This is a genomic window from Rhodococcus sp. 06-235-1A (assembly GCF_002258785.1).
Taxonomy (GTDB): domain Bacteria; phylum Actinomycetota; class Actinomycetes; order Mycobacteriales; family Mycobacteriaceae; genus Rhodococcoides.
In genome coordinates, this window is sequence record NZ_NOYI01000002.1 from 333,997 (window position 1) to 345,892 (window position 11,896).

Here is an 11,896-nt window from a genome sequence, read left to right on the forward strand (position 1 = left end):
CGAACTCATTGCGAGGTCAGAGCCGAGTCGCCTGGATTCTCGATAGAGACCGATTCCGGCGACGAAGGGACCCATGGCTTCAAAGGCTGCACCACATCCCGATAGAAGGCGTCGAGACCGTCGGTCACGCTGCCGATGAAACTCGCCGCCGATCCGGAGCGCTTGCTGCCCATCTTGGTCGGTGACGTCAACGTGAAGTACTGCAGTTCACTGGTCCGGCCTGCGGTCAACGATTTCGTATCCGCTCGTACGGTCGCCAAGTTCTCGCACGACACTTCGCCTGGGTCTGCGAACACGGCTTCGACCAGGATGTCGGCGGGTGCGTTCTTCAATTGCTTGAGTAGCCACGACGCTCGTCGAAGAGCAGTCCCGTCGGTCGGCGCGTCTATAGCGGTACTGCACTGAATCTTGTTGGTGCGCATATCCGCGTCGACGGTGACATCTCCCGCGGCATCAGGGATGCGCAACGTGGCCGCAAGGCAGCCGGAAGCAACGAGCTGCTCGACGATGTACTCGTTGCGCGCCTGAGGATCTCCGCTGAACTTCCTCGGGAGGTGGTGCTTCACCGGAACGCCGAGGTCGGCAGTCATCCTCAATGCCAGGTGCCTGGACAGCGACGCCCATGTATTCGCCACCGACAAGGCTTTGACATCACTCGAACGAAGGGTTCCGGCGGTGACGGAGTCACGAACTGCCACCCAGTGGCGACCCATGTCGACGAACTCCGTCGCACCGGACTTCGGGTGGGTCAGATACCGGACGAACTCGCTCAGAATCCATACCTGCAGCGAAGCCGCAAGGTCGCCGTGTGACAATAACATTCGAGCCTCGTGAATGACCTCGGACCACGAGATATGCCGCAGCGATACCTTGTTCAGCTTGGTCTTGTTCACCTGGACCGGGAGCTCACCGGCAGAGGCCGGTATGTCGTTGGACAAACTCAGAACGGTCTCGTACCTGTGTCGTTTTGCGACGTCGAGGTAATTCTCGAGCTGCTCCTTCTGCAGCTTGCCGGTGCCGGTCTTCACTTCCAGCAACGCGGTCCATACTTGGCCCGCGCGAGCTACACGGAACACTCCGTCGGGAATGACCTTGCCCTCACCCTTGGCGAACTGCACTTCGAGATATCCCTCGAAGGGACCGGATGGAGCTCCGGCATGTGCGCAGATTGCGCGAGCGAACGGACGAACCGCCTGCATCGTCGCGATCAGTGCCGAGGTGGCTCTCTTCTCTTGCTCCTCACCGGATCCGACACCGGAAACGGAGAACAGGCGAGCTGCCTGCCACCCTTCTCCCCCGGCCAGGGTGAACTGAGGCGGCGTGACCTTCTTGGCAATCGGCTTCTTGGTGCGAACGCCGCGTTTCGGCGGTTCGACATCGACAACCGAGACGTCGACGATCTCACCGGTTCTGTCGACGGCCTGCACGTGCGAGTCAGCGACCTCGACCACGACCACGTCGTTTGCCGACGCTTCGTGCTGGCTGTCGTCGACGTCGACGCCGAAATCCTGCGCCAAACCACCCAATCCAGATTCCCAGCCCTGTCCGACCGCGCGTAGTTTCCACGCTCCGTTCCGCCGGTACACCTCTCCGAACACCAACGCACGTTCCGACGACGCATCGGCGGTGAGGAACTCCCCGAGCACCGAACCGGTTTGATCCCGCACCTGCATCGACAGTTTCCCGAAGTCATCCTGTTTGCCTTCATCGGTGCTACTGCTCCCGCGGTAGCGTACGGTCGCGTCCGCAGACTCCGGCTGGTTGTAGAAGACGAAGTCTGCATCGGACCGAACGTGCCCGCTCGAATTCACCAGCAGCGCAGACGCATCGAGATCTAGCTCCGGGTCGACCCAGGACACGATGACATCCAACTCGGTCACGTCGTCCGATAGAAAAATGTTCTGGCCCTTGACGAGAATGGGTGAACTCACGCTGACACGCTCCTGTCGGACAAAACGGACTTCAACCGAGCGGCCTATGCAAAACCCCTTCGGCGAAAGTCGTCCTCACTCGACAATTCATTCATTCGACCTACCGATCGCCCGGCTCAATCTGGGCCGAGCATGGAAATGGGTCAGGCCAGTCCCCGGAATACCGCAGTACAGTCCCCGCTCATGAACTATCAGCAGTGGGAGCGAGCAACCGAATGGCCGCTTGCCGGATCGGCTCTGACGTTCCTTGCGATTTACACATGGACTGCAGGCAATGTTCGGCAGTGCCTTCGGCACCCGATGACAAGGTGTGAACAGAAAATCGCCCGTCGAAGTCGAACCATCTTCAGATGCGGGGAAGCCGCTCCGCTGAGCGGGATTTCAGCTACTCGGACGGCGACAACGTCGCTGATGTCGCTCAGTCCAGCAACTCCGGATGCTGCGCGACGATTCGGTCGTACATCGGCTGAAACTGGAACCACCCCGCGTACTCGAGACCCACCTGGTTGTACGTCAGCTTTGCCGTCACGTCATCCAACGGTTTCGGTTCACCCGCGGCCATGGCGATGAGCTGAGCCTGACTGGATCGCTCCATGGTGATGAACCACCATGCCGCGGAGTCCACGGTCCGGCCTACCGTGAGCAGACCGTGGTTCGACAGCACAATCGCCTTGCGCTGACCGAGTGCGGCACCAATTCTTCTGCCCTCTTCCAACTCGGCAACAACACCGGTGTAGTCGTCGAACACGGCGTGGTCATCGTAGAACGCGCAGGCGTCCTGAGTCAGAGGTGCCAGCCCCATCCGCAAACTCGACAGCGCCTTGCCGTACAACGAATGTGCGTGAGCGGCAGCAACCACGTCCGGTCGAGCCGCGTGCACCTGGGAGTGAATGACGAAAGCGGCACGGTTCACCGGACGATTGCCTTCGACGATGTTGCCCTCGTGATCGACCAGGATCAGATCGCTCGATTTGATCATGCTGAAATGCATACCGAAGGGATTGACCCAGAAGTGGTCGGTCTTCTCTGGGTCCCGAGCGGTGATATGCCCCGCCACCCCTTCGTCGAAGCCGCACTGACTGAAGAGCCGGAAGGCGGCCGCCAGTCGTTGCTTTCGGTGCTGCCGTTCGTCGTCGATCGACTCGAAAACCGGCGGAGCGGGTACGTCGATTCCTGGGCGGGTCTGTGCCAGTTCGGACATGGTGTTCCTTCGAGTCGCAGGTGTCGTGTCCGCGCACTGCAACGGGCATGGTCGACGCGTAGCGGACGGTCCGCATGACAACCCTCGCAGCGAAACATCGCTGCTCGGTCATGGTTCAGTTCTACACCCGTGAGTCGCACATTCGATCGCGAAAGCCCATATGCATTGCGATGTGGCTCTTGCTGTCGCCGGAGTGGTGGCATTCGCTCCGCCTCGTAGCTTCTCGGTCGCAGTGTCCACGGCGACGTCCGGTCAGCGCGCAGCAATCGACCGATGAGATCACCCAGATACCGTCACGACGTAGTACCAGCGTTCCGCTTGTGCAGCAACAGTTTTGCCGCAACCGACCTGGGTTTTCTCACCACCTCCGGGACGGAGTCGAACCACCGGCGCAAAAATCGGCAGGCCGCAGGGTCATCGGCCGTCCACCACGCGGAGCTGCCCGAACGGTTCGTTGCACCACCTGCAGCTCCCGTCGACGTAGTCGTGCCCGTCTTCACGTTCACACTCATCCACTGCGCACCCGCTGCCGCATGAGAGCATCTGTCCACACCGGCACCGCTCGCCGTCACACCCCGGGTGGTGAAGCGCTCCCGGCGGGGTGCCACAGTCGTGACACTTTCTCCTTCCGTTCGCTATTCGACTGGGCCGCCAAGTGCAACCCACCGAATCGAGCATTTCCAGATCGCACGCCATGCAGATCGCCATGCCGTGCAGAGTCGCACAGGGCACCGACAGCAAAGGATTCTCGCGCTAGAAATTCTCTCCGTCTCGGCAAAGCTCACACCCATCGAGTTCCAGAGGAATCACCAGGACCGACCTGTGTGAGTCGCGCGTCACGCAGACAAAAAGGCGGCTCCAGATTTCTCCGGAACCGCCTCTCAACTGCTCTGTGTCGGGCTGACAGGATTTGAACCTGCGACCACTTGACCCCCAGCTAGATCGACCATACTTCGATGGACCCACCTGCACATACTGCACCGTCCCTGACCAGCGATTTCCGTGCACGGCAGTACATGTCGATCCACCCCCGATTGCACCGAATAGTGACACGCTCGCGGCACGCTCGAATACCGATCACTCCAGGTGTGTCCACCAAGCGCCACAACACACCACGACGATCCACCGCCGCAAAAAGCGACTGCACCGTCGACCCACGGCAGCAGTTCCAGTTCGTCTACAACGGTCACGAGGACGACTAACCCCCGCTCGACACAGTGATCCGCGCCCACCATCTGTCGTACCTCCTCCGTAGACTGGCACTCAACGGCTAGCGAAGGGGGCCGACAGTGAGTCCGTCGGACAAGTACGACGCTGCGAGCATCCGAAAGATGCGCGAAACCGCAGCCTCAGCTGCAGCTCAGATGCCCCAGCACTATCTCGACCCCCACATGGTCAGTGCGATGTCCAGCCTGGCGCAGACCGCCAACGCGTTCGGCAGTCATCGCGATGAGATGTTCAAGCAGATGGCTCCTGCAATGGCCTCGTTGGTCGAGGTCAGCCGATACAAGACAGACGTACTTGCACCAGGACTCGGGCGCATCATCGCGTCCATGGACCAGGTCAATTCGGTGACCGAGCAGTTCGCCTCGTCGTCCGCCGTGCAGGAGATGTTCAACTCGGCACAAACTCAATACGCCGTCGACTCGGTGATCTCCCCCGAGATCGTCAACGCGATGGCCGACGTAATCAACAAGAGCGTCGACACCAGGCAGTTCGCGCAGAACTTGTTGATGTCTCCCGGTGTCACCAACGCCATCAAGAGTATCGAAGCGGTGAACCTACAGGTGAACAGCTTTGCGGAGACGTACGCGAAGACGATGGCCCCTGTGATGGAGAGCTTTCGCGTCGGTTTTCAGGGAACCAAGATCTTCGACGACTTCGACTTCTCAGCGCTGGACGACGTCGACGAAGAGGCGTTCGAGGGCTTCCTCGACGAGCACCCCGAACTCGAAGAGACCTATGAGTCGATCGAGCAGTCCATGGTCGAACACGGACTCATCAGTGAGGGGACGTTCGCAAAGTTAGGCGCACGCTTCAAATCGTTGAGGATCGCCAAGCAGGCCGCGATCGTGCTGCTCTTGTTTTCACTCGCGACGGTAATAACGGTCGCGGGCAGCAACCTTCCCGAAGATCGCCAGGACGACGCGCTGGCGTTTGGGACGGTGCTCGCTCTGGTGTACGGCGTGTATGGGGTTCACGTGATGATAAAGAGCACGAAGCCTCGAAAGCCGCTACAGAGTAGGCCGCCCCACGCGGAGCCTTACTCTTCCTGCCCCAATTCCGGTACGCCTAGTGCTGCCGCCACCAACACGGCGAACCCAAAGTAGTAGTGGCTCAGGGAACTCATAGTCAGCTGGCAGCAGTACTTGTGGTACCGCTCGTTGAACGGGTCACCGTTGGTCAGGTCTGCTAGCTTCTCGCGCTGGTCTCCCCAGTGGAGTGTGTCGCCGTAGTTGAACTTGCGGATCAAGTCCTCTGGCACCACACCTTTGAGCGGCAACGGATGTTCGGGCTTGAGGTTCTTATTCAGCCGCTCGGCGATCATTGTTGGAGCGGCTTTCTCGTTGAGACGAGCACGAGCTTTGCGCCACTGCTTCAGTGTGGCCCTCACCGCAGCCAGATCGTCTGGATCAAGGCCCGCCGCGTTCGCCGCTCTGTTGATGACACTCAAAGCCTTTTGCCAGCTGGCCGTCTCACCGTCGTTGTGGAGCTGCCGGAAGGTCGCGGAGAAGCCGCTGAACTCCTCGTGACTCGACAGATCAACCTGCACGGTGCTGGGCCCGGAAGCGCCCCACGACATCTTCACACTGTTCTTACTGTTAATCACGCTGTAGCTCGCCAGGTTTTGGCATGTGCTCACGAAACGCATCAACAGTCGCTTCTCGTCATCAGTGAGTACGCCAAACAAGTTCATGAACTTCGACGGGTCGTCGAGTCCAAACAAGAACGTGAGCTGCTCCCATTGGTACTCGAAGCAAGTCGGCTCGCTACCCTCTTTCTGAAGTGCTGGCGGAAACTTCAGCTCGACCGGGCGGATCGAGTCTTCAATCGGGATACTCTTGACGATAACCGTACCCTTGGCCTCGTTTGCGATAGTGCCAGTTACTTTGTAAATGAACGTGATTGGGTCGTCCTCGATGACGATGAATTTGTCTTCGGTTGCCGGTACGAACGGATACCTAGTCTTGGCCAGGCTCTTCTTCGACTTCTTACGGGGCTTGCTCTTCGGCATCCATCCTCCAGTGTCAGCGGCGGGACTAACTGTACCCGGCGTGTCCGACATTTACCGTCAGCATGCGACTGTGTATAACATTAGGCTACTTCGCTATTGCAATTGTTGATCTGCCGCGAGGATTTCGGACAATGGAGATGACTATTCTCAGCCCGCGATCGCGGGCTGCCGATAACTGTAGTGGACGTCGTTCGGGGATCGATACTCGATTGCCGAATGCCGACGCCGCGGATTGTAGAACCCTTCGATGTATCTGACGATGTCTGTCGCGCTTTGCTTTTCGTGGAATAGATCGTCCGATAGACGCACTCGTTCTTGAGGGCCGCGAAGAAACTTTCCGCCATGCTGTTGTCCCAACACACCCCGGTCCGCCCCATCGAGGACCGCATCCCCAGCGAGCTCACCAGAGCCCGGTAGGCCCGCGAGGTGTAGACACTGCCGCGATCGGAGTGGAGGATCGCTCCTGGCTCGATCAGGGTCGTCGATGCCGCATTCGTCAACGCCGCCGCCACCAGATCGGTGCGCATATGGTCCGCGATCGACCAGCCCACCACTTTGCGGGAGTAGCAGTCGATGACCGTCGCGAGATACACGAACCCCTGCCAGGTGTGAATGTAGGTGATGTCGCCGACGAACTTGATCCCTGGACGATCAGCGGAGAAGTCACGCACGAGCAGATCCGGCACTGCCGGTTTTCCCGAGACCGACTCGCCCGTCCGCGCCGAGTCCGACTGCGACACCAGGGGATAGCACCGGGGCCGAATACCTTCACTGCTCTCCGAACACCCGGTTCGCGATCCCCGTTGCTGTGGGAGTGATGGCTGTTGCGGCTCTACTGGTCGAAGGCATGGTCACCGATTGGTCCGCGCTACTGGTTTCCCGCGATTTCGGCGGCGGCGCAACGGTCGGCGCGACGGCGGTCGTGGTGTTCAGCTGCGCAATGTTCCTCTCCCGCTCGTTCGGCGACCTGATCATCGACCGGCTCGGGCCGCGATGGACGGTGGTATCCGCGGCGGTAGTGGTGACATCGGCAACGCTTGTGGGGTTGGGCCTTCAGCGCAGTCCGTGGGGCGTGGTGGTAGCGATGGCGTTCATCGGACTCGCTCTCGGTCCTCTGTTCCCACTGCTCATTATCGAAGCGGGACGTCGCAGTCATGCAGGCGTAGCGGTTGCGACCGCTCGTGTGAGCGCAGTCGGTTATGGCGCGTATCTGGCAGGTCCCCCGCTCGTGGGCTTCCTCGCCGACCACACCGGCCTGACATTCGCCTTCGTCATGGTGGCCTGTACCTGTGCGATTACGCTGTTGTCTTCGTCGAAAACGCTGCGTAACAATGCATCAGACGTCATCGCCTAAGAGAACCGTCCGAGTCCACAGCTGCAACCCCGCCCCCGAGGGCTGACATGATGCGCACAGGCCGACACTGGCCCGCACGATCGGACACGGACGGTCATGGTGGTACACGACCGCATTTCTCGGTGGTCTTCGTGCTGTCCCTGTATCTGGCGCGGCGGACGGCGGGCTGGCGATGGTTGAGCCTCGTGGCACTGATCGGCGTCACCATCCACTATTGCTGTTGGTCGGTAGGGCGCGCCGGTAACGTGATGCAATACGACCAGTCTTGATATGCAGCGTTACCGGTAAGCCTCTGCAAATATTGTGCCGCAGCGCCTTTCGTTAGCGGTCCCATTGTGGACTGTTAAATTACGCGCCCCGAAACGTCGGAATCAGTCGATCGTGTGGGTGTTCGTCGGTTGTCGTGTCGTGTACCAACGCTATTGAGGCTCAACCGGAATGGAATCGGGCTGCGGCACGAGTGCAGCGTCATTCTCAGGGAGGACCGGACGGTCGGTGGCTCATCCGCGCAACCGATCTTGTGGCCGGGAGTGCTCACAGATCGCTGCCGTGGTGTCACAGTGGATCCCATGACCCGCGACCCGCTACGACGTCGCCGCGCCGCACGACGCGCCCCGGACACGGACCCTGCAGCTGCCGAGGTCACTGCTGTCACAGCGGGTGTAAAGGCGACGGTGTGGCCGCGAACAGGAACCGAGGGCGGCGAGCCCACGCCGCTCGCGTGCGGGATGTTCGTCGACGAGGCCGACGCGCACGAGTTCCTACCCAGCAGATGTTCACCCTTCCCGCCCGCGAGGTCAACCAGGTCAGGGTTCGACTCGCAGGCGCAGCAGGGACGGTGCCGCACCGGTAACTGGTCGGTACCGCGGCGTCGGTGCTCGACTCCCTCTACGCCGACACCGCGGGCACTGACTGCCGACGACGGCGCACCGGAGTCGTTGCCGGACAACGAGACGTCGACCCCGCAGGGTGAGGCGAGCGCACAGTTGCCGTTGGCGGCGCGGACGGTGCCGGTGGCGCTGCACCTGCGGACGGTCGATCAGCAGCTCGCCGACTACGGGATCCGCGAGATGTGGATGCGCGAGCGCACCGAGATTCGGCACCTGATGAGCCCGCCGGCGCCCATGAACATCGAACGCAACACAATCGGGCGGGAACTGAACGCCATCGACGAGCTCTACGACGCCGACACCGACCATTACCTCCGCACATGGACCGCGGCCGCCACCGAGCAGGCTCGGCGTATGGGTCCGACCGACCGGTTCCGGTTCTCGTGTCGACTCTGCCGACCGAGTGCTTCGACGACACGGACCTCGAACCGATCTACGATCACGCCTTCGCCGTCACACCGCTCCCCGGGTGCGGCTACATCCCGCAGACCTTCCCCCACCGCACACCCGACGGCGCGCTCGACATCGACGCGTTCATCGCCGCCGAACATGCCGCCGGCCGCAGCTACCGGGACCGCGTGCGGTCACGCGTCGAGGACGCAGGTGCCGGGAACGCTCCCGTCGACTAGTTCACAGCCGAGAGGACGACGCCTTCCGAGTACCGCCGGACCACGACGTCGGAGAAGCCAGCGCGATGGAACAGTTGCTCGAATCCGGACGGCGGCCCTCCGGAGGGCGGCGTGAACGCCGCCACCACCACAGCGCCGTCACGCAGAACGCGCCGCAGCTGAGACAGACCGGCACCCGCGTCCGGCCAGAAGTGCAGACTGTCCACCGTCAGCGCCGCGTCGAAGGAATCATCGTCGAACGGCAGGTGAGCGACGGTTCCCGATACGAGAGTCATCCGCCCGTCGTCGATCGCGGCGGCATTGCGCTCGGTGGCCCGCCGGTGCATCAGCCCGGAGGGGTCCACACCGGTGACCTGACCGTCCGGTACCGCCAGCGACAGCAGCTCCAGCGCCAGACCGGGCCCGAAACCGATCTCGAGGACACGGCCACCCCGGCGCGGTGCCAGCACCTCGACCACCCGCCTGGCCATCTTCCCGCCCGATCGCACCATGAGGTCAGCGCCTCGCTCACCCGCGTCACCCGCGGGGATCACGAACATGTCGTCCATCGGCACATCGTCCCTCATATGATCACGAGGGTCAGTACCCCGTCACCGAAATGGAAGGGTGGAAGATCGTCGTGACCGGCTTGCCCTGGTCGGTGCTCTCGTATTCGACCGACTCGATCCGTCTGCCCACGACATCGAACAGTTCCGCCCAGCGTCGACGTCGAACGCTCGCCACTCGCCACTGATCCTCACGAATTCGGCGGCGAGAAAATCGACATTACCGCTCTGAGCATCACCGAACACGTGCCCTGGGACGCGGAGAACCTTCGCACTGCATTCAGCAAGCTCCCGATCATGCGATAGACCCGGCGAACACGTGGATCGCCAGGCGAGAGAGGACGATCAGACCGCCTCGCGGCGGTCCGGCATCGGTCGAGATCGTGCCTGTCGCACGCGGCAAGCCCACATCGAACGCAACACGATCGCAGACATACGTCCGTCGACCTGGTGACTTTTAGGTACATCCGGACGAGTGTGAGCTGCAGGACCAGGACCGCGTCGATCGCCGACCCGCCTGCTCACCGCTTAGCTGCGGGACCGAGTGAACTCGCTCGAGCTCATCCCGAAGGACCGTCGAAACGTCGCCCGGTCGCCGAATCCGGACCGTGCAGCGGCTTCGCTCGAACATCGGTGCTCGGTGAGTTCCTGCGCTGCCAGTTCCAGGCGGCACCGACGTAGGTGATGTGCGGGTGTCGCACCGTTCTCGGCGAAGATCGCCTGCAGGTAGCGAAGTGACATACCGTGAGCTCGCGATCGACGAGGCGTTGTCTGGGGATCGTGTGCCCGGGTGAACACGTACGAGGAGATGGCAAGAACAGCCTTCTCCGATGCTCCGTGTCGGTGCTCGGACGGGAACGTCTCGCCGTGCCGACATCGGACCGACCTTTGGAGGCACCTGCCTTCACTGCCCGCTTCGCGTGGTCTCGATGCAGAACGGGCATTGCGTGGTCACCGCGACCCCGACAGCAATCAGCTCGCGGGTGGCGAGATCGAGGTTGCCGGTGTCCTTCTTGAACACGGCCTTGTCGAAGCCGAAGAACGCCGAGACCATCGCGGGGGCTGCTTCCTTGAGGTCGGCCATGAAGTGAGCTTCGTCGTGATGAGAATGCATGGGTCGATCCTTCCCGTTGATCCGCTGGTGGTGCGCCGTTCGCGGGATCGCGCACGGTGTGACCGGACGAGCTACTGCCCGCGGTCGGCAGCTCGTCCTGCCGCCCGCAGCATCTCGAGAGCGGAGCTCACTGCGCGAATGGTGTCGTCGTCGAGAACCGATCCGATTCGCCGATCGAGTTCGCGGTCGAAGACAACAGTTCCTGCCGCGAGGATCTCGCGGCCGGCCGGTGTCAGGGCGACGAGGGAGGAGCGCCGGTCGTCGGGGTTGGCGCGGCGGGCGCAGTAGCCCGCCGCTTCGATACGGTCGACGACCTTGCTGGTTCCCCCGACGGTGATGGCGAACTCGGCGGCGATGCCTTGGACCCGAGCTCCGTCGTCGTGGACGGAGAGAAATCGCAGGATCTCGAACCAGGTCAGGTGCAGGTCGCACTCGGCCCGCAGCGCGCCGTCGATCGCGTTCCACAGGTCGATCTCGTAGCGGACGATGTTGTCGAAGAGGGCTGTGTTGTCGTTCGTCATGGCCGTTCCGTGTGATGTGGGTGGATGTGCGGAGTGGGAGCGACGCCCGACGGTCGGGTCAGTCGGCGACGCCGTCCAACGCTCTGACCTTGTCGGTTCGCCCGTGCACGGTGACGATGCCGGGTCCGCCGTTCCGCTCGGCGTACTCGTCGGCGCGATCGTCGCCCATGTACCGGGCGCCGAGCCTGCCCGCCCAGTGTCGAGCTTCAGCTGGGTCGTGGTCGATGCGTGCGGTGCCCTGGAACATGACGAACGAGTACGGAGGTCGGTCGTCGTCGACGACGAGCGCGAACCGGGGGTCGCGGGTTAGATTGCGGCCCTTCACGGAGGTCATCTCGGTCTGAAACACCAGCTCGTCTCCGTCGAGGAGGAACCACAGTGGTGCCACATGTGGGCTGCCATCTATTCGGACGGTGGCCAGTTTCCCGGTGTGCGTTCCAGCCGAGACGAACGCGCGCCACTGGTCCTCGGTCATG

Annotated in this window: 12 protein-coding genes and 1 pseudogene; 3 read left to right on the top strand and 10 right to left on the bottom strand. The window is 62.0% G+C overall.

The window, feature by feature from the left end:
• Positions 1-5: 5 nt before the first annotated feature.
• The gene (locus CH275_RS01475) at positions 6-1,931 is read right to left on the bottom strand and encodes a TerD family protein (RefSeq protein WP_094674495.1); all 1,926 of its coding nucleotides are present in this window, start codon (positions 1,929-1,931) and stop codon (positions 6-8) included.
• Positions 1,932-2,349: 418 nt separating this feature from the next.
• Positions 2,350-3,132, bottom strand: a complete 783-nt coding sequence (locus CH275_RS01480) for a class II aldolase/adducin family protein (protein ID WP_094674497.1) — start codon at positions 3,130-3,132, stop codon at positions 2,350-2,352.
• Positions 3,133-4,535: 1,403 nt separating this feature from the next.
• Here CH275_RS01480 and CH275_RS01495 point away from each other — a divergent pair.
• Positions 4,536-5,462 (top strand): hypothetical protein, encoded by a 927-nt coding sequence (locus tag CH275_RS01495; protein ID WP_143546667.1) that lies wholly within the window; start codon positions 4,536-4,538, stop codon positions 5,460-5,462.
• Here the strand turns inward: CH275_RS01495 and CH275_RS01500 are convergent.
• Complete coding sequence (locus tag CH275_RS01500; RefSeq protein WP_094674505.1) at positions 5,396-6,367, bottom strand: hypothetical protein; 972 nt, start codon at positions 6,365-6,367, stop codon at positions 5,396-5,398. The genes CH275_RS01495 and CH275_RS01500 overlap by 67 nt on opposite strands.
• Positions 6,368-6,514: 147 nt before the next feature.
• Positions 6,515-7,137 (bottom strand): annotated as a pseudogene (locus CH275_RS01505) (IS3 family transposase); the annotation flags it as partial.
• 47 nt (positions 7,138-7,184) lie between these two features.
• On the opposite strand from CH275_RS01505, the gene CH275_RS01510 reads away from it, so the two are divergent.
• Positions 7,185-7,721 (top strand): MFS transporter, encoded by a 537-nt coding sequence (locus CH275_RS01510; RefSeq protein ID WP_094674507.1) that lies wholly within the window; start codon positions 7,185-7,187, stop codon positions 7,719-7,721.
• Positions 7,722-8,931: 1,210 nt separating this feature from the next.
• A complete protein-coding gene (locus CH275_RS01520; RefSeq protein ID WP_094674511.1) occupies positions 8,932-9,240 on the top strand; it encodes a hypothetical protein in 309 nt (102 codons plus the stop codon).
• On the opposite strand, the gene CH275_RS01525 is transcribed toward CH275_RS01520, so the two are convergent.
• The 6 genes from CH275_RS01525 to CH275_RS01545 form a co-directional block, all read right to left on the bottom strand.
• Complete coding sequence (locus CH275_RS01525; protein ID WP_179275911.1) at positions 9,237-9,788, bottom strand: class I SAM-dependent methyltransferase; 552 nt, start codon at positions 9,786-9,788, stop codon at positions 9,237-9,239. The two genes, CH275_RS01520 and CH275_RS01525, sit on opposite strands and share 4 nt — an antisense overlap.
• Positions 9,789-9,819: 31 nt before the next feature.
• Positions 9,820-9,963 (bottom strand): hypothetical protein, encoded by a 144-nt coding sequence (locus tag CH275_RS29330; protein ID WP_179275912.1) that lies wholly within the window; start codon positions 9,961-9,963, stop codon positions 9,820-9,822.
• A gap of 350 nt (positions 9,964-10,313) precedes the next feature.
• The gene (locus CH275_RS30320; protein WP_094674514.1) at positions 10,314-10,526 is read right to left on the bottom strand and encodes a helix-turn-helix domain-containing protein; all 213 of its coding nucleotides are present in this window, start codon (positions 10,524-10,526) and stop codon (positions 10,314-10,316) included.
• A gap of 163 nt (positions 10,527-10,689) precedes the next feature.
• Positions 10,690-10,899: a carboxymuconolactone decarboxylase family protein gene (locus CH275_RS01535; RefSeq protein ID WP_094674516.1), complete on the bottom strand. Its 210-nt coding sequence runs from the start codon at positions 10,897-10,899 to the stop codon at positions 10,690-10,692.
• 71 nt (positions 10,900-10,970) lie between these two features.
• Entirely contained in the window at positions 10,971-11,420 is a 450-nt protein-coding gene (locus tag CH275_RS01540; protein ID WP_094674518.1) for a MarR family winged helix-turn-helix transcriptional regulator, read from the bottom strand.
• Positions 11,421-11,478: 58 nt separating this feature from the next.
• Positions 11,479-11,895, bottom strand: coding sequence for a PPOX class F420-dependent oxidoreductase (locus tag CH275_RS01545; RefSeq protein WP_218828739.1), 417 nt, complete (start codon positions 11,893-11,895; stop codon positions 11,479-11,481).
• Between the last annotated feature and the right edge of the window lies 1 nt (position 11,896).

Bases quoted from the DNA above. Each gene is read 5' to 3' on its own strand.
- CH275_RS01480 (WP_094674497.1), bottom strand. From the start codon at position 3,132: ATGTCCGAACTGGCACAGACCCGCCCAGGAATCGACGTACCCGCTCCG.
- CH275_RS01495 (WP_143546667.1), top strand. From the start codon at position 4,536: ATGTCCAGCCTGGCGCAGACCGCCAACGCGTTCGGCAGTCATCGCGAT.
- CH275_RS01500 (WP_094674505.1), bottom strand. From the start codon at position 6,367: ATGCCGAAGAGCAAGCCCCGTAAGAAGTCGAAGAAGAGCCTGGCCAAG.
- CH275_RS01510 (WP_094674507.1), top strand. From the start codon at position 7,185: ATGGCTGTTGCGGCTCTACTGGTCGAAGGCATGGTCACCGATTGGTCC.
- CH275_RS01520 (WP_094674511.1), top strand. From the start codon at position 8,932: ATGGACCGCGGCCGCCACCGAGCAGGCTCGGCGTATGGGTCCGACCGA.
- CH275_RS01525 (WP_179275911.1), bottom strand. From the start codon at position 9,788: ATGGACGACATGTTCGTGATCCCCGCGGGTGACGCGGGTGAGCGAGGC.
- CH275_RS30320 (WP_094674514.1), bottom strand. From the start codon at position 10,526: ATGTCACTTCGCTACCTGCAGGCGATCTTCGCCGAGAACGGTGCGACA.
- CH275_RS01535 (WP_094674516.1), bottom strand. From the start codon at position 10,899: ATGCATTCTCATCACGACGAAGCTCACTTCATGGCCGACCTCAAGGAA.
- CH275_RS01540 (WP_094674518.1), bottom strand. From the start codon at position 11,420: ATGACGAACGACAACACAGCCCTCTTCGACAACATCGTCCGCTACGAG.
- CH275_RS01545 (WP_218828739.1), bottom strand. From the start codon at position 11,895: ATGACCGAGGACCAGTGGCGCGCGTTCGTCTCGGCTGGAACGCACACC.